Here is an 18403-nt window from a genome sequence, read left to right as displayed (position 1 = left end):
AATTGAGAGATTAATTTAGAGACATCTAAACTAACTTAGATATAAAAAAAGCCGCATTAAGCGGCTTTTTTGTCTGTCTAACCTCCCTTAAGAAGGGAATGCGAAACTCTTACCTTCGCGCACACCAGCAGAGGGCCAGCGCTGAGTGATGGTTTTACGCTTAGTGTAAAAGCGCACCGCATCCGGACCATAGGCATGAAGATCTCCAAACAAGGAGCGTTTCCACCCGCCAAAGCTATGGTACGCAACAGGCACAGGAAGTGGCACGTTGATGCCTACCATGCCCACTTCAATATGATCAGAAAAATAACGCGCTGCTTCCCCATCGCGAGTAAAGATACAAGTACCGTTACCATATTCATGATCATTAATGAGCTGCATCGCCTCTTCCATGGTCTCAGCACGAATAACCTGTAGCACCGGTCCAAAGATCTCCTGCTGGTAACTGTCCATATCCTTGGTCACATTATCGATTAAGGTAGCGCCAACAAAGAAGCCATTTTCATAACCTGCGACCTGTGGATTACGACCATCCACCACAACCGTTGCACCTTGTGCTTCGGCACTGTTGATAAAGCCAACCACTTTTTCTTTATGTTCTTTTGTGATCACAGGACCAAAGTCATTGGACGCATCCGAACACTCACCCACTTTTAGAGTGTCCATGGCCTCACGCATTTGCGCGATCAACTTGTCGCCAGCTTCTTTACCGACAGTGACTGCCACAGACAGTGCCATACAACGCTCACCAGAGGACCCAAAGGCAGCCCCCAACAATTGATTAACCGTGTTTTCCATGTCTGCATCCGGCATTACGATAGCATGGTTTTTCGCCCCACCTAGAGCCTGACAGCGCTTACCATTGGCACTCGCAGTGGTGTAAATGTACTCCGCGATGGGAGTGGAACCAACAAAGCTCACCGCTTTAACACGTTTGTCCGTCAGTAAAGTATCAACGGCTTCTTTGTCACCATTGACTACGTTCATGACGCCATTCGGTAATCCGGCTTCTTGTAGCAATTCAGCGATGAACAATGCGGTACTTGGATCGCGCTCTGAGGGTTTTAATACAAAGGTGTTACCACAGGCAATGGCCATTGGGAACATCCACAAAGGCACCATAGCGGGAAAGTTAAAAGGTGTAATGCCAGCCACAACGCCTAAAGGTTGGAACTCACTCCATGAATCGATGGCTGGTCCCGCATTTTTACTGAACTCCCCTTTTAAAAGCTCCGGTGCGCCACAAGCGTATTCAACGTTTTCTATACCTCGCTGCAGTTCACCTGCCGCGTCATGGCATATCTTGCCATGCTCCGCACCTATCATGGCGGTAATCTTGTCCGCATGACGTTCGAGTAATTCTTTGTATTTAAATAGGATACGTGCGCGTTTAATGGCAGGAGTATTACGCCATTCAGGGTAAGCGGCTTGGGCGCAAGCGATCGCCTCCTCCACGGTTGCCTTTGAAGCAATGGCTACCTGTTTACTGACAGTCCCAGTCGCTGGGTTATATACGTCTTGAAGGCGAGAAGCGCTAGCATCTATTTTGCCGTTAATTAGGTGACCAACGATGTCCATGATTACTCCTAGTTTGCGATAGTGATATCACACCACTATCGCAATCTAGAATACTTTAAAAAATCCGGAATGTTTTACACTTAGTTAAACAAACGCTTAACTTATAATGGTGTCCACTTGTTCCAAGTAATGGGTCGTTTGCATCTCGGTGATTCGACTTTGGGTACGACGAAACTCAAACGTTAAAGATCCGTTCGTGTAGAGATGCTCTAAAGGCACTGCAGCGTGAAATACCATGGCGACGCCTTGGTCGTAACATTCGTCAACCAATGCGATAAAACGTCGGACTGCGTCATCGTTGACACCCAGCTCGACGATGCGGTCACCGGTTGCACCGGAACCGATTGCCCCATCTTCCGTTCCCCTTGCCTTGATGCGCTCATAAGGTTGATTACTTAACTCCGGTATATCACTGACGATAATCACCTTATAGTCTTGAGCCAAGGTTATAAAATCTTGGGTGGACTTGGGGCTTTCGCATAGATCAGAGAAGTGACACCAAAGCACCTGATCAGCTTCAACTTTTACAGGCAATGGGCGTCCATTTAGGGTCACTTTTGAAGGCCGCTCTACTAGTCGAAAGGCTTGTTCAACATACTTAGTAAGATCGGAATAAGCGGTAAAATATCTTGGTTGGTCAAGGGGTAAACGGTACCGATAATCCACCTCTCCATTCAGATTATAGGCTTGAAGATGCCGATCTAATAAAGCAATGGCGGGAGCAAAACGGTCTTTTTGCAACTGGCTTTGAAACAGGTCCTGAATCGCAATATTTGACGTAGCAACCAAATACACCCCTTCTTCGAACAGGGCTTGGGTCATGTTCTGGAGCAACATAGCATCCGCTATGTCCGACACAAAAAACTCATCAAAACACAGGACACGGGTTTGGGCGGCCATGCGTTGAGCAATCTTTTTTACTGGATCTGCCACACCAAAAGTCGTATTGAGCTCCCTGTGTAAGGCTGCCATAAAATGGTGAAAATGCTGACGTATGGCAATGCCCTCTGGCAAGGCTTCATAGAACAAATCCATCAATAGGGTTTTACCCCTTCCCACATTACCCCATAGGTAAATCCCTCGGGCCAAATCATTACGGCGTTTGCGCTTGGGAGTTTGCAGGGTTTGCCAGAGTGTATCTAGTGCTTGTAATGCAGGCTGTTGTGTCGTATCAAACACAATAGTTTGCTGGGCGACCAAAGACTGGTATTGGTCGCTTGGTGAATGGTGTTGCATGAATTGACTGATCCATCAAGAGAACAGCCCCCGTTCATAGAAAAACGCAGGGCGAGTGATTAAACTTACCGTTGAGGCAGTAATGAAGCAATCAGTGCTTCACCGACTTTATTGAGTGGGGCAACCTTAGTCACGGCCCCTAGGCTGATGGCTTCTTTCGGCATACCGAACACCACACAAGTTTCCTCATCTTGGGCCACCGTGATTGCCCCTTTGTCATGGATATTTTTCAGCCCCGTAGCTCCGTCTTTACCCATACCTGTGAGGAGTGTCGCCAGAGCATGTTTACCCACTTCCTCGGCAACAGAGTCAAATAAAACATCTACCGATGGGCGGTGGCCGGAGACTTTTTCGTCTTTAAATACCTGCGTCACCAGCTGGTTCCCTTTACGGATAACCTTAAGATGGTAATCACCAGGGGCCAAATAAGCTGTTCCCGGCTTTACCACCTCACCACCTTTGGCCTCAATGACATGGAACCCTGTGGTGCGGTTTAAGCGCTCTGCATAGGTGGTAGTAAATCCCGCTGGCATGTGCTGTACAATCACAACGGCAAAGTTTTCCGGTGGGATTTGCTGCATGACGCTACGAATCGCTTCCGTTCCCCCCGTAGAGGCACCAATGGCAAGGACTCGATTCGCTTTAATGGGAGCTGATCGAATGGGTTTTGCGGCATCAGGAACCGCAGGGATCACTCGGCAAGCAGCAGCCTGCTTAACCTTACGAATAATGGTCTGGGCGTATTGCTTGAAGAGACGACTTTCATTAATTGAGGGCTTGGCAACATAATCTACCGCTCCCAATTCCAAGGCGCGCAAAGTGGTATCTGCATTCACCTGGGTTAAAGTGGAGATCATAATGACCGGGGTGGGACGCGCTTTCATCAAGACTTCAAGAAAGCGCAGGCCATCAACCTTTGGCATTTCCACATCCAGTGTAATAACGTCCGGTTTAAGCTCGTTCACCATCGCGCGGGCTTCAAATGCATCACAAGCGGCTCCCACCACTTGCAGGCTTGGATCAGAGCTAATCACCTCAGTCAAAATAGTACGAATGAGTTCAGAGTCATCTACGATCAGGACTTTTATTTTAGAATTCGACATACAATCCACCTACTAGAACAGGTCAACATCACCTGATTCAGTCTTGTGTTGGGTGACCACTTTACGCAGCTTGATCTCTTTATCGATCAGCTCATGGTCATAATGGCTAGTCAGTTTTTTCATCATCACTCGCCCACTGAAGGGAAAAAAGTTCACTTTACGAGGATAAATATCTAGCACATCTTCTGCATCAATCGGGATTCCTTCATTTTTAAGGAACCCCATTATAAAGGTCACGTTTTGGTCCCCCACTTTACTGTGGGTCATGGACTTTATGACGTTTCCACCACCAAATACCTTTGCACGAAGGTGTTTTCGAGCGCCACCCAGCTTAACAATATGGTTAATCAAAAGCTCCATGGCATACACACCATAGCGACCTGAGGTAGACAACAGATCTCCTCCGTCCCCTCCTTCAGGTAACAAGAAATGATTCATACCGCCTACTTTATGTTTGGGATCGTATAAGCACACTGCAATACAGGAGCCCAATAAAGTGGTGATCATTAGGTCATCCTTGGTTGCGTAATACTCTCCCGGCAATACTTTTACTGCGGCGGATTTGAATCGGCTATCAAAAAACTTGTGGGTAGCAAAATGCTCTTGCGCCTCTGCGCTAATTGCCATGCTTATACCTTACAACTTAATATAGGCCGTCCGACCAATCGGTTTAATGAGGTGCGGGAATTGAGAAAAGTTTTCCGAATGCCCCGCAATATAAAGGCCACCTGGGCGTAACTTGCTAAGCAACTTTAGTAAGATCTTCTCTTGATTACTCTTATCAAAATAAATCATCACGTTGCGACAGAAGATAACGTCCAACCCCGCTTTAACTGGGTACTCTTCATCAAATAAATTAATACGCTGAAACTCAAGTAGCTTTCTGAGTTCTGGCCGCACTCTAGCTTTACCTATATTGCTCCCCTTACCACGCATAAAAAAGATTTTTTTCTGCTCTAAGGTATCGATTTTATCGAGGGGGTAAATCCCATCACTGGCATGGCGCAATACATTGCTGTCAATATCTGATGCAATGACGTGGGCTGCGTCTTCAAAGCTGCCCGCAGCAGACACCAAGGTCATAGCAATCGAGTAAGGTTCTTCACCCGTACTGGAGGCGGCGCACCAGACACGTTCCACCCGCTCCCCACTGGCAATAAAATCAGACAAGATTTCAAAGTGGTGAGGCTCCCTGAAGAAGGACGTTAAATTTGTCGTGAGACAATTTATAAAGTGCTCTTCTTCGTCGGGATGTTTACCTAAGTAATCAATGTATTGCCCTATGGAATTCAGCTTCAATTTGCGCAAACGTGGCACCAAACGACTGTAGACTAGAGAGTCCTTGCTGTCGGCCAGTTTGATGCCAGTAAGCTGTAATAAAAAGGCTCGAACCTTATTAAAATCAGCTTGAGTATAGGGAAACTCTCTATCCATTCAGTTTAGAACTCCTCCCACTCGCCATCATCCCCTTGGGATGAGGCGCCCTTCGGTTCTGAAGGCTTAGCCGGTTTTGCGACGGAAGCTTTCGGCTTCACTTGCGTATGAACGGGCTTAGGCGACGCTTTGGCAATATGCTCTAAGGTCGGAATACTCGTGGAATGGTTCGCATCCAAAATGAATTTTGACACTTGGTTTTCTAGGGCAGACGCTTGGGTACGCATGCTTTCTGCAGAGGCTGCGGCCTCTTCCACCAAGGCCGCATTCTGTTGAGTCATCTCATCCATCTGCGTCACTGCATGATTAATCTCATCAATGCCAGAGGCCTGTTGTGAGGAAGCTGCAGCAATTTCAGACATGATCATGTTAACGCGTTTAATCGCCTCAACAATCTGTCCCATGGTTTCCCCTGACTGATTCACCAAGGCATTCCCATCTTCAATCTTACTCACAGAGTCAGAAATCAGATCCTTGATGTCTTTCGCCGCATTGGCTGAGCGTTGTGCCAAGGTTCGTACTTCTGACGCAACCACCGCGAAGCCACGACCTTGCTCACCAGCTCGAGCCGCTTCTACCGCAGCATTCAGAGCAAGGATGTTGGTCTGGAAGGCAATGCCATCAATCACACCAATGATGTCAGAAATCTTTCTGGATGAATCATTAATAGACGCCATGGTCGTAACAACTTGGGAAATTAACTCCCCCCCTTCTGTTGCGACACCTGACGCTTGAGACGCCAGTTTGTTCGCCTCGTCTGCATTGTCAGCATTCAAACGCACTGTGCTGGTCATTTGCTCCATGCTTGAGGCAGTTTCTTGCAGGCTAGACGCTTGAGTTTCTGTTCGGCTAGATAGATCAGCGTTACCTTGGGCAATCTCTGCCGCAGCAATGTTGATGGTTTCTGCTGCACTGCGAATCTGGCCGATCATGGTGGCAAGATTTTCACTGGTATCGTTACAGTAACGTTTTAGGCTATCAAACTGACCTTGGTATTCGTTGGTAATCCGCTCGCTTAGGTTACCATCCGCTAGGGCCATCAAGACTCGCGACACATCCGCAAGACCTTCATCTGCCGTGGTCATCAGCTGATTTAAAGACTGAGCCATAAACAGCATGAAGTCTTTTTTGTCGTCTTCTTTGACACGAAGGGTAAAATTACCGGCTGCCGCTTCGTTCACCAAATGTCCGATTTCTTTTTCAGCTTGGACTTCGGCGGTACGGTCCAACCACTCTACGACGGAGCCGATACGCTCACCATTGCCATCAAAAATTGGATTAGCGGTTAAGCGGAAGTGCAAGTTGCCCACCACAATATTGCTTTGATAAGGGCGCTTTAAAGCCTCTAACAAATGCTTCTGGTGAGAGGGGTTCTTGTGGAAAATATCCATGTTACTGCCGATGACTTTATCAACAGCAAAGTGCGGCAGAGCTTGACGAAGCTCATTCTCTACTCTGCGCAGCATGGTAACCACAGATTTGTTCATAAACAAAATATTGCGGTCTGCATCAGCAATCATCACGTTTGTAGAAGTTGCTTTTAGAGCTTCTTGGATTCGTGTGGACTCCAGTAAGGTGCTGGCAATATCAGCCTGCTGAGCATCAGCCTGTTCTTTCGCGGTATGTAGGCGCTTGGCCATGTCCGCAAGCCCTTTGTTAACAAGACCGAATTCATCTCGACGGTGAGTATCTAAACTCAATTCCAGTTTACCCTCGGAGATACTCTTGATGGCAGCTAATTGAGATCTCAAAGCACCGTTAATCACCTTAATGACTAAAATGCTTAGCAAAATAGCTAACAAAACCACCGCAACCACAATACCGATATGGGTTTTCAACTGCTGTTCAGCCACAGAAACTCGGGTCTCAAGTAGCTCTTGTAGCAAAACACCATTGCCTTGCATCAGTGCGAGCAATTCTTGTGACACTTGGTTTAATTGAGCATTAATCGATGCTACATCACCTTGGCTGATGGAGCCTGTCACAATTGGCGTAATCAAATTTTTAAGGGTGGCTTGCAGACTTTCGAGTGTATTCAGTTGTGTTTGAACACGCTCATCCCCACTGGCTTCAAACGCTGCTTCTAAATTGTGATGCACATCACGTAGAGGGCCAGTCAGTTCTATTAGAGAGCTATCAGCATAACCATTGACGATGCCTTTTAAGTTCTGCACGCCCTCTATGACAAACGGCACCCCTTCATAGTTGGCAATGATCAAATGGTAAGTTTCAGCAGCAGGATCATAACTTAACCCTGACCCTTCCATAATGTGCGGCATCACTTCTGACATAAGCTCATCAATGATGGCGGTATGGAGCTGATAGGATCTTGAAGGTGTTAAGCCAAATCCTTGCACACGAGCCAAAAGCTTACCAAAAGCGTTTTTACTGTTTTCAAAGTGCTCATGCATTCCGGAATCCGGATACATGGACATTAAAGCTGGCTGTAATGCTTGGAAAGATTGTTGTACCGAGGCGGTCGCGACGGCTAAGTCTGCACCAGAGCCTGATGCATCAAGGTAAGAAGACGACAAGGATCGATGAGCTTGCAAAGACTGCACAAGTAAAGTCACATCATTTAAAGGCTTCACCCCCATCAACTCTTGATAGGATACATCAACTAGGCCTTTCTCTACGTCGTACAGTAGTTTGCTCGGCAAACCGACGGAAATAATGACCAACACCCCTAAGATCAAAAACTTAACAGGTAGATTTAAATTTTTAAGCATTGTCGCAAACTCTCCCTTTGGGCTGCGCTACTAAACCGCTGCCGTATCAAAAAGCCCAAGCTCGTCACTTGAAATAAGCTCTTCAATATCAACAATAATCACCATCAAATCCTCTATGGCTGCTAAACCATGTAAGTATCGGCTATCAAACGCTACGCCAAATTCTGGAGCGGGCTTGATGTCATCTTCTTCAAGATTCATTACATCTGAGACGCCGTCAACGACAATGCCAACGATGCGATCTTTTACATTTAACATGATGACAATGGTCCACTCATTGTAAGTGGCTTCACCGATACCGAATTTAATACGTAAATCGATGATAGGAACAATGTCCCCCCTCAAGTTAATGACACCTTTTATGTAACTTGGGGCATTTGCGATCTTGGTGGCGATCTCATAACCGCGAATTTCTTTCACCGTCATGATGTCTAGGGCATAGGTCTCATCCCCTAACACAAACGTAAGAAATTCTTTGGCGGGCATGGTGCTCACGTTAGCCTGCTGAGTTACTGACATGAGAAAGCTCTCCCTTAACATCTGAATGAATAAATTGAGTGAGTGAATCCACATCCAATATGAGTGCCACACTGCCATCACCCATAATAGTTGCACCCGCGACACCTTCCACTCGTCTATAGTGTCGTTCTAGGCTCTTAATCACCACCTGCTGCTGTCCGACAAGATTATCAACCATCAAACCGAAGCGGGTTTTAGCTGTTTCAACAAGGACAACGATGCCCTGTTCAATATTATAAGACGAATCACTACCACATAAGGTTTTGCCGACATCCACTAGAGGCCAGTACTCATCTCGAACCCACAATAATGGACGGTTTTTGATGATTTTAATTTGGTCTTTTGAGGGCTGGATACTCTCAACAATATTGACTAACGGTACCACGAAAATTTGGTCACTGCTTTCCACACACATGCCATCCAATATGGCTAGAGTGAGTGGCAAGTTGATCTTAAACTCCGCACCTTTACCTTGGGTGGAACTGATTGTGACTCGACCGCCCAGAGACTCAATATTTCGCCTTACCACATCCATGCCAACACCGCGTCCAGAGACATCCGTGACCTCTGCTGCGGTCGAAAAGCCTGGGGAGAATATCAATAGCCAGATCGCTTCATCGGTAAGAGGATCGGGCAAAGAAATGCCTTTTTCTAAGGCTTTGTTAAGAATTCGCTCACGGTTAAGACCCGCACCGTCATCAGTGATGGAAATAACAATTTCACCACCTTTTTGAGCGGCACTTAATTTCACGATACCGGTTTCATCTTTGCCATTGGCACGACGTACGTCGGGCATTTCGATACCGTGATCAATACTGTTTCGAATTAAGTGTGTTAACGGATCGGAAATTTTCTCCACAAGGTTTTTGTCGATCTCAGTTGAACCACCTTCGATCACCAGCTCAATCTTTTTCTCCAATTTCACTGATAGGTCACGCACTAGACGAGGAAAGCGATTAAAAACAAACGAGATGGGCAACATCCGCACAGACATTACCGCTTCTTGAATCTCCCGAGTGTTACGCTCGAGCTCAACCAAAGCGGACTGCATTTTTTCAACAATACTGTCTTGTACTTCGTTACCGATCAGATTGAGCATCGACTGGGTAATGACTAACTCACCCACCAAGTTAACCAATTTGTCTATTTTATTGGTTTCTACCCGGATACTAGTGGCTTCTGTTTTAGATTCACCCGTTGTTTTAGCGGGCGCTTTTTTAGTAGGCGCTGAGGGGACAGGCTTTTGAGGGGACTCAGGAGCTGAAGGCGTTACGGGTTCAGTAGGCTTTGAGGCATTCTCACTTGGAGTTGTCTCAGTATTTGCAGGCTGGTCAACCGCTTCAAAAAAACCAAAACCTTGATCTTCTTCGGCCGCTTCTTTTTCCAATTTTTCATTTAAAGCGTCATCAAAAAAGCCAAAGTCTTCTGCGGGTTTTTCTGTTTCAAACAGCCCAAAGCCTTCGTCTTCTGATGACGTCTCCTGAGCATCAAAGAAACCAAATCCATCATCGTCATTTGAGTCTTCAGGCTCTTCAGTGAAGAAGCCAAAGCCATCATCTTCATCTGTCTGACTTTCTTGAACGGGCTCTGAATTTGCTTCACGGACACCACTCTGATCAGCAGTGGCTTGTAAATGAGCGGCTTCAATGGTGGCTTCGGCGGACTTTACTGCCTCCCAGTCAATCTCTTCTTCTCCACGATAACGGTCGAGAATATCTTTCAATACGTCTGTGGTTTCCAGCAGCACCGTAATCAATTCACTGGTCAGTGCCAGTTCACTGTTACGTGCTGAGTCCAGCATATTTTCCATTACGTGGGTTAAACCAGTCATAGCAGTAAACCCAAAGATGCCACTACCACCTTTAATGGAATGCGCCGCGCGAAACACACTATTCAACTCTTCGATATCCGGTGCATCGATATCGAAAGCCAGCAGCAGCGTTTCCATTGTTTCTAAGTGCTCTTGAGCTTCCTCAAAAAACACTTCATTAAATTGACTTAGCTCATCCATACACTATCCCAACCCACGTAAACGTTCAGTTTCTATCCCAGTACTTTTGCTACAACGTCGAGTAGTTTCTTAGGATCAAACGGTTTGACCATCCAACCTGTTGCTCCAGCAGCCTTGCCTTGTTGTTTCATGGCATCACTGGCTTCTGTTGTCAGTACAATTAATGGGACACGAGCATAGGCCGTCATCGCTCTGAGAGATTTAATTAGGGTAATACCGTCCATATTTGGCATGTTTTGGTCTGTAAGAACAAAATCAAAACGCTCGACACGACAAAAACCCAAAGCTTCTTGGCCATCTTTAGCCGCTTTCACTGTGTATCCTGCACTTTTTAGCGTCATTTCTACCATCTGGCGTACAGATGGTGAGTCGTCGACGATTAGTAACTTCTTGCTCATTTGTATCCCCTAGTAAATTAAAGCAATGTGGGTTGAATTTGTGTTTGGATCATAATTAAACGTTTCCGAAAAGGATTTAACCAAGGCCAGACCACGCCCATACGCCTTAGTCATATCTTGATCATCCTCCAACTCATGAGGACGATAACCGACTCCCGAGTCCGCAACGTTAATATGTAATTTTTGCCCTTCCGATTCCCATCGAATGCCAACGATAACGAATTGATCATCTGACAGTTGTTCCATGGCTTTGGAACGGGCATCAATATATTCGATGAAATTCTGTGATTTTAGGGCTGAGTCAATATTGAACACCCCATGATCGACAGCATTGGTATACAGCTCTGTCGTGACTGTGAATACTCGCTGACAAAACTCTTTTTTAAAGCCGTACCCTTCGAGCATTTCAGAGACACTAAATGGTAAGCGTTCGTTTGTCAGTGAATGCCCTTGTAACTTGAAATTAAACTCGAATTGACCAGGTATGGAAGCCCTATAATTAGACTCTTCTCTCAGGGCCTGAACGGTATTCTGAATGTCGATATGGCAAATGGTCATATCGTCCATATCACTTTCTGAAATAGTGCTTAGATCTTCCAAGGCTAGCATGGTTTCTACCGCACCAGCTGGGTCATCAAACTGTTCAGCAATAATGTCATAACACTGATCAAAGGTTAATCCTGCGCCATCTCGGATTTTGTTCTCGATCAATCCATCACTAAAAAAGCATAAATGCTTCACTGAATCTAAGTGGTAGGTTTCTAGCTGAGTGCTCACCATGTCTGTCGGTAAAATCCCGATGGCCATATTTTTAGAAGCGATTTGTTCAATCTGCTGACGATTCTCATCAAACGCTAATATTTTAGGCATGCCTCCATTCCAAAATTTAATGGTGTTCGTTGCAGGACTAATTTCGATAAAAATAGACGCTACAAAACGGTTATTTGGAATGGACTGAGAGTGTTTTTCACTTAGCTCTAGTAAAATGGCTCCTAGGGATAAACCTTTCGATACCATGGCACTGAAGGTGGTGACAATAGGATAGATGGTCAAGGCTGCCGCCATGCCATGTCCTGTGGCGTCCGCCAACATGATGATTAAGTTGCCGTTGGGAGCCTTAGCACTCAATAAAATGTCGCCACAAAATTTACCACTGGAACGGTTTGCGACATTGACCCCGGTAATATTGTGAGCATGGGTTTTTAGGATGTAGTCATAGACATGAAAAGCCAACTCTTCTTCTTGGGCTTTCTCGTCGGAAATTTTCTGATAGGTTTCCTTCGCTGCGAGTAATGCTCGCTTGTCATCTGCATTGCGAAGAAAACTAAACACCTTTGCGACCAATAAAGAGGGGTTAATCGGTTTAGTAATAAAATCTTTTACGCCCGCTTTAAAGAAGTTCGCCACTTGAGAATAATCTTGATCCGCAGTCATCATTAACACAGGGATCAAAGGCCTCTGGGATACGATCCGCGGCACATAGGCGGAAGACATACCGTCTGGCAAATTGATATCCATAAGGTACAAATCGATGGAATCATCATCGATGTAGGCTTCAACTTCCTTCAGGCTCGTCGCTGTAATCACTTCCACGCCATGGGCTTTCATGGCACTGGCAATTAGCACCCTAGTAGTGGAATTGTCTTCGAGTAATAAAACCCGCGGTACATTATTCATAACGATAAAGAGTCGAGAAGTTCGCCATATCAAGAATATCTTTTGCCGTACCTCCTAGATTGCGAATAGTGCCTTTGCAATTTTGGGCTGTCATTTTGCGGTGCAAAAGCACCATCATGCCTAACGCAGAAGAATCAACGTAGTTCACGCGGGAAAAATCTAAAACGATCTCTTTAACGTTAGCAGACAAAGCTTTGTCATAGGTTTCGGTAAACCATTTGTGGGTACCAAAATCAAATCGCTCTGGGATGGTAATAACACTAGATTGGGACATGCTGGATCCTCTTATACTGCTCAGAAAAGGTCGATATCTCCACTTTCAATATCTTGTTGCGATACAGGGTTATGCTTTTGCAAACTGCGTTGTTTTATCGATTCGAGCTTTTCTTTTAACACGGCTTCAATATCGTCAACACTATGGTCTTTAAGACTTTGTACCTGTTCGGCAATGAATTCCAAAGTATCTATGGTGTATTGCAAGTTCTGCCCATTGATATCATCGAATTGCAACCCACGAGTTGCATCATGGATAGACGTTTCTAACTTGCCAGACAATACATCCAACTCAGCCGTTACTTGGCTATCCGCCACGGCTTTTTCTACTATGTGTTCCAAAGCTGAATTCATGGATTTTTTCGATTCCATGATGTAAGTCACATCATGAGCTGCTAGTTTTTCCATGGAGCGAGTCAAATCACCTACTTGGTTCTGCATTTTCTGCAATCGCGCCTGGATGGCATCACTAAACCCAGAGGATCGATTTGAAAGAGAGCGTACTTCATCCGCCACAACCGCAAAGCCACGACCCGCTTCCCCAGCACGGGCTGCTTCGATTGCAGCGTTTAATGCCAATAAGTTAGTTTGATCCGCAATGTCATCAATGTCTTTTAAAGCTTTGGTAATTTCAGGCATCTCATCGTGAATTAGATTAACCTGATTAAGCAGCTCCATGGACGCAGCAGACATTTCCACAGTACTTCCAATGAACTTGTCTAAAGTCGTTGCGGTTTGTCCAGCAAAACGTCGCATCACATCACTGTAATGCTCTCCACTGCCATCACTGGTGTCCTCAATCAAAGCACGGATACAGGTGGACTGCTGCTGGATAAGCTGATGGGTTTCTTCAAAAGCTCGGCTCAAGAGGTCCACCGCACTTTTTTGAGTGGACAACACGTTACCTAAGTCGTCACTGCAGACATCTAACAGTGGTACTAATTCTTCATTAAATAAATGATTAACCTGACCTAGTGTGGACTCTTTGGGTGAGTCAGAGGCATGATCATTGCTATCAGATAACGGATTATCGTTGGTTTGGGTTTCTTGATGAGATTTGGGGCGAGCAAGAAAAATCAGCAAGATTCCAGACAAGGTTAGAATGGCAAAGGCTTCCCACATAAAGCCTGACCAAGCCAATGTGCCCGCTACAGCCACTGCAAAAAGATGGATAAGAGAAGATTTGAACATTTGCTTTCCTTATGAAAGATCACTGTTGCAAATAGTATTTATCTGAGACAAAAACACACTCGAGCAAGTTGTCCACTTATGATCAAACTTATCCAGAGCATGCAGCCACAAAATTTGCACACTGTAAACAAACCATAAAACAGTTAGTATGTTCATGCTAGCTATATTCTATAGTAGATTGATTTCAAACAGGAATAACGCAGAAGCAATTACTACATAACCCCAGATAATTTTTACACTTCCTCACAGTAACATTGCCATTTCTTACTGGGCTGGTCTCTATTTATACAACCAGCCTATGGAGTAAATTGGTCTGTATAAATAGAGAGCAGCCCATGAAGTCAAACATCATCGCACTTTTCCATAAATACATTAGTTCAAAATCTGGCATTCGTCATGCCCATCCTTTAAATCCTAATAAAAAACAATCAGGTACCCTTGTCTTTCATAGGGGCCTAAGGATCATTAAGCATTGCAGGTTTTGCCTTAGTCACACCCAATTAACAAACTGTTGCACTTATCTCAATTCATTAACAGGCGAGTACTGGTACACTCAATCTCATAACTAACACATGAAGCGTTGGATGAGACCAAATTATGAGTAACGAAAAATTCAGATTAGTGACCCGCAGTGACTTTGATGGCTTAGTTTGTGCCGTTTTATTAAAGGACTTGGATCTGATTGATGACATCTTGTTTGTTCACCCTAAGGACATGCAAGACGGTAAAGTTGAGATCAATGCCAATGACATCACCACTAACCTTCCTTATGTGCCGGGCTGCCATCTTGCCTTCGACCATCATTTAAGTGAGACCGTCCGCAACGACAGCAATATCGAAAACCATATTATTGATGCTAAAGCGCCTTCCGCTGCTCGAGTCGTCTATGACTACTATGGCGGTCAGGAAAAATTTCCCGGAATTTCCACCGACATGATGGATGCCGTTGATAAAGGTGATTCCGCGCAATTTAACGAAGACGAAGTCCTTAACCCAACTGGCTGGGTACTACTTAACTTTATTATGGATGCTCGCACTGGACTTGGACGCTTCCGTGAATTTCGTATCTCCAACTACCAGTTGATGATGCAGTTAATTGATTACTGTAAAAATCACACTATTGATCAAATCCTAGCGCTTGAGGATGTGAAAGAGCGAGTGGACCTGTACCTGGAACATGACGCCAAGGCCAAAGAGCAAATCCAGCGCTGTGCAACGGTATATGACAACCTAGTGGTACTGGATCTACTTAACGAAGAGACCATCTACACCACAAACCGCTTTGTTATTTACGCCCTGTACCCAGACTGCAATATTTCCATCCATAAGATGTGGGGATTGAAGCAGCAGAACACCGTATTTGCAGTGGGTAAATCCATCCTAAACCGTTCATCGAATACCAATGTGGGCGAGCTGTGCTTAGAGTATGGCGGTGGCGGCCACATGAACGCTGGCACCTGCCAAGTAGACAATGATCAAGCAGAGCAAGCACTGCAAGATATCATTAAAAAGATCAATCAAGACGGCTAAAACAAAACGCCCCGATGTCTTAACTCATTTTAAGAGAAGTACATCGGGGCGTTTTAACACCAGTTTAAGCTTGTTTTACGTCCTTGAATCCAATCTACCTTTTTCAATCATAATCCAAGCCCCTCGGCCACTATTAAGTTGTACTGGACTAGCCCCGTGGAACTCTATAAAACCACCTTTAGGCACACTAACAAAGGACGGAGTCATATCGCCTGTCACGGCAAAAGTCGCTGTCTCTAAGGCATAGAAACCGCATAGCAAAGCGGCTTCTGACAGGATTGGGCATATCTCTGGAGCTGTCATGGACAGCACATTTGCTAGGGTGTCATTGGCTCTTACCATGATATTTAAGTCATCGATAGGACCTCCGTGGAGTCGAGCGTCCGTTAATGTGCCCCCATCAAAACTTGCCTGATCAAGGGGCTGCAACAGCTCATGCTGGGTCACACTTGATCCTTCCTGAAGCGTTAAAGTCATGCCTTGACCGCGAAGCAATAGCAGGGTTCGCTGCAAACCACTAAAGTCAGAGAAGCGCCCATCATCGGTCACTGCGGCTTGGCTGATTCGATAACGCAGCCCTTGATCATCCTCATGTTTATGAATCTCGAGGGTTTCCCCAAGGCCATTTTTCCATGGCATACAAAGATACTCATCGGGCTCAAGAATGGTAAACCACGGTTTAATACTAGGCATCGTAGACGACCTTTTTAATCACCTGTGCAAATTCTCGACTACTCTGCTCATCACTCGCGTGACGGAAGTCTTTAATCACTTGTTGCCCTGCCACAAACACATCTTTAATGAGGTTTTCATTGGTGGCAAATAACCAGCGATTCAACACATCTTGTGGTTGCTCAAGCTGAAGAAACGGATGCTCCCCTAGCACCATAAAATCGGCTCTATTTCCAGCAGCAAGTCCGAGTGCCACATCGCAGGCTTGATTGCCCCCAAGCAATGCCTGTTGGAATAAATTATCCCCCACAGACGTTTGATCCCCTCGATAGAGTCGATTACGTTGCTGATCACGAAGACGCTGACCGTATTCAAACGTTCTTAATTCTTCGACCAGAGAGACGCTCACATGACTATCGGAGCCAACGCCCCAAATACCACCAAGGTTCTCAAAGTCCACTCCAGGAAAAATGCCATCCCCAAGGTTAGCCTCCGTAGTGGGACAAAGACCTGCTACGGCTTTGCTACTGGCAATGGCATTAAGTTCCCCATCGTTTAAATGGGTCGCGTGAACAAGACACCAGCGGGAATCTAAGCCTATATGATTGTGAAGCCATTCCACAGGACGTTGACCACTCCAAGCCAAGCAGTCTTGCACTTCTTTTTGCTGCTCAGCAATGTGGATATGAACGACTTTTTGAGAATCCAAGGCCCCTAACACTTGTTCTATTTGATCTTGAGTTGTAGCGCGTAATGAATGGAAACAGATGCCCAATTTATGCCGATCAGAGCCATTAAGCATGGTTTCACTCGCTTGATGTAGCGCTAGGTAACTGTCTGTGGAATGAATAAAACGTGCTTGCCCCTCATTGGGGGCTTGGCCACCAAAACCAGAATGGGAATACAGTACTGGCAACAGGGTAACACCGATGCCTGCCTCACCCCCTGCGGCGATCAGCTGCTGGGCCATTTCAGTCACCTGACCATAGGCGTGACCACCCACATCATGGTGCAAATAATGAAACTCCCCCACTTGGCTATAGCCCGCTTTCAGCATATCAATGTAGAGCTTTTTAGCGATCACACGGGCATCGTCAGGGGTAAGTTTTTGCACCACCTTGTACATCAGATCGCGCCAGCTCCAAAAGCTGTCATTTGGATTCAGGTTCACCTCAGCCATACCTGCCATAACCCGCTGAAATGCATGGGAATGCAAATTAGCAATCGTCGGCAACACCGGCCCCGTTAAACGAACAGCCCCTTCTTGGTAAAGACTGTCTGGTGTAACCGAGTGAATCACTCCGCCACATACCTTTAAAGTGACATTGCGGGCCCAACCGGACGAGAGCCACGCTAATTCAGCAAAATAGGTTTGAGCCACTGGACTTGAGGTCATGAAAACGCGCTCCATACATTGGTCTTGATTTCAGTGTAATCAAAATCAATTGTATAGACAACTAATTCAAAACTTAATGGTCACAAGCGACCGTCATAAATGCTAGTCCTTTGGCTCGTCTTATAGGTATAAAAAGAATCTGATTTTAAGTTACAAAAAACTTGTACATACATATGATTTACACGCTCAATCATTTTCTAGCAAAAAACTCAGACGCTGTGACAAAAACAAAAAAGCCGAACACTAGTTTCCTAGAGTTCGGCTTTCGTAACTTACTGATATGTAAGTATAAATTTTGGTAGGACTAAGCAGATTCGAACTGCTGACCTCTACCATGTCAAGGTAGCGCTCTAACCAACTGAGCTATAGTCCTAAAAGTGCTGGCTATTATACCCAGCGCGGTGTTGAGTTCAAGCACTAAACTCAACTTTTTATTGCCCTTGTTTTCAATGACTTGGAGTCAGTCGACTGGTACTAAGAGTTCGTGTCCTATGACTTCATCAATGAGGCCGTAGGGTACTTTGTATTGCTTATCTCGAAACTTGACCACCACATGATTCAAGCACATTTTTAAGATGACGCAGTTCACTATGATGCCATTGTCGATCACGCGAATGATGTTTCTGTTGTGAAGTGTGAGCGCCATATCCCTATCT

16 protein-coding genes and 1 tRNA gene are annotated in these 18403 nt (G+C 45.5%); 1 reads left to right on the top strand and 16 read right to left on the bottom strand.

Features of this window, described 5'->3' with window-relative positions; genetic code table 11:
- Positions 1 to 87 precede the first annotated feature (87 nt).
- The 12 genes from ACFQ45_RS03150 to ACFQ45_RS03095 all read right to left on the bottom strand — a co-directional run bounded on the left by ACFQ45_RS03150 (position 88) and on the right by ACFQ45_RS03095 (position 14149).
- A complete protein-coding gene (locus ACFQ45_RS03150) occupies positions 88 to 1578 on the bottom strand; it encodes a CoA-acylating methylmalonate-semialdehyde dehydrogenase (protein WP_377365251.1) in 1491 nt (496 codons plus the stop codon).
- Positions 1579 to 1674: 96 nt separating this feature from the next.
- Positions 1675 to 2814, bottom strand: a complete 1140-nt coding sequence (gene zapE / locus ACFQ45_RS03145; RefSeq protein WP_377365249.1) for a cell division protein ZapE — start codon at positions 2812 to 2814, stop codon at positions 1675 to 1677.
- 65 nt (positions 2815 to 2879) lie between these two features.
- On the bottom strand, positions 2880 to 3917 hold the full coding sequence (locus ACFQ45_RS03140; RefSeq protein ID WP_377365247.1) for a protein-glutamate methylesterase/protein-glutamine glutaminase: 1038 nt from the start codon (positions 3915 to 3917) through the stop codon (positions 2880 to 2882).
- 12 nt (positions 3918 to 3929) lie between these two features.
- Complete coding sequence (gene cheD, locus ACFQ45_RS03135; protein ID WP_377365245.1) at positions 3930 to 4544, bottom strand: chemoreceptor glutamine deamidase CheD; 615 nt, start codon at positions 4542 to 4544, stop codon at positions 3930 to 3932.
- Between the two features lie 9 nt (positions 4545 to 4553).
- Positions 4554 to 5351: a CheR family methyltransferase gene (locus ACFQ45_RS03130; protein WP_377365243.1), complete on the bottom strand. Its 798-nt coding sequence runs from the start codon at positions 5349 to 5351 to the stop codon at positions 4554 to 4556.
- Positions 5352 to 5356: 5 nt separating this feature from the next.
- Entirely contained in the window at positions 5357 to 8080 is a 2724-nt protein-coding gene (locus tag ACFQ45_RS03125; protein ID WP_377365241.1) for a methyl-accepting chemotaxis protein, read from the bottom strand.
- A 30-nt stretch (positions 8081 to 8110) separates the two neighbouring features.
- Entirely contained in the window at positions 8111 to 8599 is a 489-nt protein-coding gene (locus ACFQ45_RS03120; RefSeq protein WP_377365239.1) for a chemotaxis protein CheW, read from the bottom strand.
- Entirely contained in the window at positions 8577 to 10610 is a 2034-nt protein-coding gene (locus ACFQ45_RS03115) for a chemotaxis protein CheA (protein ID WP_377365237.1), read from the bottom strand. The genes ACFQ45_RS03120 and ACFQ45_RS03115 overlap by 23 nt, the downstream gene beginning before the upstream one ends.
- A 32-nt stretch (positions 10611 to 10642) precedes the next feature.
- Entirely contained in the window at positions 10643 to 11008 is a 366-nt protein-coding gene (locus ACFQ45_RS03110) for a response regulator (RefSeq protein WP_377365235.1), read from the bottom strand.
- Between the two features lie 9 nt (positions 11009 to 11017).
- Positions 11018 to 12685 carry a SpoIIE family protein phosphatase gene (locus tag ACFQ45_RS03105; RefSeq protein WP_377365233.1) on the bottom strand — a complete coding sequence of 556 codons (1668 nt, stop codon included), beginning with the start codon at positions 12683 to 12685 and terminating at the stop codon, positions 11018 to 11020.
- Entirely contained in the window at positions 12678 to 12959 is a 282-nt protein-coding gene (locus ACFQ45_RS03100; protein WP_377365231.1) for an STAS domain-containing protein, read from the bottom strand. The genes ACFQ45_RS03105 and ACFQ45_RS03100 overlap by 8 nt, the downstream gene beginning before the upstream one ends.
- 20 nt (positions 12960 to 12979) lie before the next feature.
- The gene (locus tag ACFQ45_RS03095; protein ID WP_377365229.1) at positions 12980 to 14149 is read right to left on the bottom strand and encodes a methyl-accepting chemotaxis protein; all 1170 of its coding nucleotides are present in this window, start codon (positions 14147 to 14149) and stop codon (positions 12980 to 12982) included.
- Positions 14150 to 14746: 597 nt separating this feature from the next.
- Here ACFQ45_RS03095 and ACFQ45_RS03090 point away from each other — a divergent pair.
- On the top strand, positions 14747 to 15679 hold the full coding sequence (locus ACFQ45_RS03090) for an exopolyphosphatase (protein ID WP_377365227.1): 933 nt from the start codon (positions 14747 to 14749) through the stop codon (positions 15677 to 15679).
- A 75-nt stretch (positions 15680 to 15754) separates the two neighbouring features.
- Here the strand turns inward: ACFQ45_RS03090 and ACFQ45_RS03085 are convergent, their stop codons facing one another.
- From ACFQ45_RS03085 to ACFQ45_RS03070, 4 genes are all read right to left on the bottom strand, one after another.
- Positions 15755 to 16372 (bottom strand): HutD/Ves family protein, encoded by a 618-nt coding sequence (locus ACFQ45_RS03085; protein ID WP_377365225.1) that lies wholly within the window; start codon positions 16370 to 16372, stop codon positions 15755 to 15757.
- Positions 16365 to 17747 (bottom strand): formimidoylglutamate deiminase, encoded by a 1383-nt coding sequence (locus tag ACFQ45_RS03080; RefSeq protein ID WP_377365223.1) that lies wholly within the window; start codon positions 17745 to 17747, stop codon positions 16365 to 16367. The genes ACFQ45_RS03085 and ACFQ45_RS03080 overlap by 8 nt, the downstream gene beginning before the upstream one ends.
- A 296-nt stretch (positions 17748 to 18043) precedes the next feature.
- Positions 18044 to 18120: transfer RNA gene (locus ACFQ45_RS03075), tRNA-Val, on the bottom strand.
- Between the two features lie 87 nt (positions 18121 to 18207).
- A complete protein-coding gene (locus ACFQ45_RS03070; protein ID WP_377365221.1) occupies positions 18208 to 18393 on the bottom strand; it encodes a hypothetical protein in 186 nt (61 codons plus the stop codon).
- Positions 18394 to 18403: the final 10 nt, after the last annotated feature.

This window comes from Rhodanobacter aciditrophus (assembly GCF_042679525.1).
In the GTDB taxonomy this organism is placed as follows: domain Bacteria; phylum Pseudomonadota; class Gammaproteobacteria; order Pseudomonadales; family Marinomonadaceae; genus Marinomonas; species Marinomonas aciditrophus.
Note: the sequence above shows the minus strand (reverse complement) of the source record. Positions and strands in the feature narration are given on the sequence as shown.

Coding starts and splice junctions, on each gene's coding strand:
- cheD (WP_377365245.1), bottom strand. CDS start 4,544: ATGGCAATTAGCGCAGAGGCGCAAGAGCATTTTGCTACCCACAAGTTT.
- ACFQ45_RS03110 (WP_377365235.1), bottom strand. CDS start 11,008: ATGAGCAAGAAGTTACTAATCGTCGACGACTCACCATCTGTACGCCAG.
- ACFQ45_RS03080 (WP_377365223.1), bottom strand. CDS start 17,747: ATGACCTCAAGTCCAGTGGCTCAAACCTATTTTGCTGAATTAGCGTGG.
- ACFQ45_RS03115 (WP_377365237.1), bottom strand. CDS start 10,610: ATGGATGAGCTAAGTCAATTTAATGAAGTGTTTTTTGAGGAAGCTCAA.
- ACFQ45_RS03070 (WP_377365221.1), bottom strand. CDS start 18,393: ATGGCGCTCACACTTCACAACAGAAACATCATTCGCGTGATCGACAAT.
- zapE (WP_377365249.1), bottom strand. CDS start 2,814: ATGCAACACCATTCACCAAGCGACCAATACCAGTCTTTGGTCGCCCAG.
- ACFQ45_RS03150 (WP_377365251.1), bottom strand. CDS start 1,578: ATGGACATCGTTGGTCACCTAATTAACGGCAAAATAGATGCTAGCGCT.
- ACFQ45_RS03095 (WP_377365229.1), bottom strand. CDS start 14,149: ATGTTCAAATCTTCTCTTATCCATCTTTTTGCAGTGGCTGTAGCGGGC.
- ACFQ45_RS03140 (WP_377365247.1), bottom strand. CDS start 3,917: ATGTCGAATTCTAAAATAAAAGTCCTGATCGTAGATGACTCTGAACTC.
- ACFQ45_RS03120 (WP_377365239.1), bottom strand. CDS start 8,599: ATGTCAGTAACTCAGCAGGCTAACGTGAGCACCATGCCCGCCAAAGAA.
- ACFQ45_RS03125 (WP_377365241.1), bottom strand. CDS start 8,080: ATGCTTAAAAATTTAAATCTACCTGTTAAGTTTTTGATCTTAGGGGTG.
- ACFQ45_RS03085 (WP_377365225.1), bottom strand. CDS start 16,372: ATGCCTAGTATTAAACCGTGGTTTACCATTCTTGAGCCCGATGAGTAT.
- ACFQ45_RS03130 (WP_377365243.1), bottom strand. CDS start 5,351: ATGGATAGAGAGTTTCCCTATACTCAAGCTGATTTTAATAAGGTTCGA.
- ACFQ45_RS03100 (WP_377365231.1), bottom strand. CDS start 12,959: ATGTCCCAATCTAGTGTTATTACCATCCCAGAGCGATTTGATTTTGGT.
- ACFQ45_RS03090 (WP_377365227.1), top strand. CDS start 14,747: ATGAGTAACGAAAAATTCAGATTAGTGACCCGCAGTGACTTTGATGGC.
- ACFQ45_RS03105 (WP_377365233.1), bottom strand. CDS start 12,685: ATGAATAATGTACCGCGGGTTTTATTACTCGAAGACAATTCCACTACT.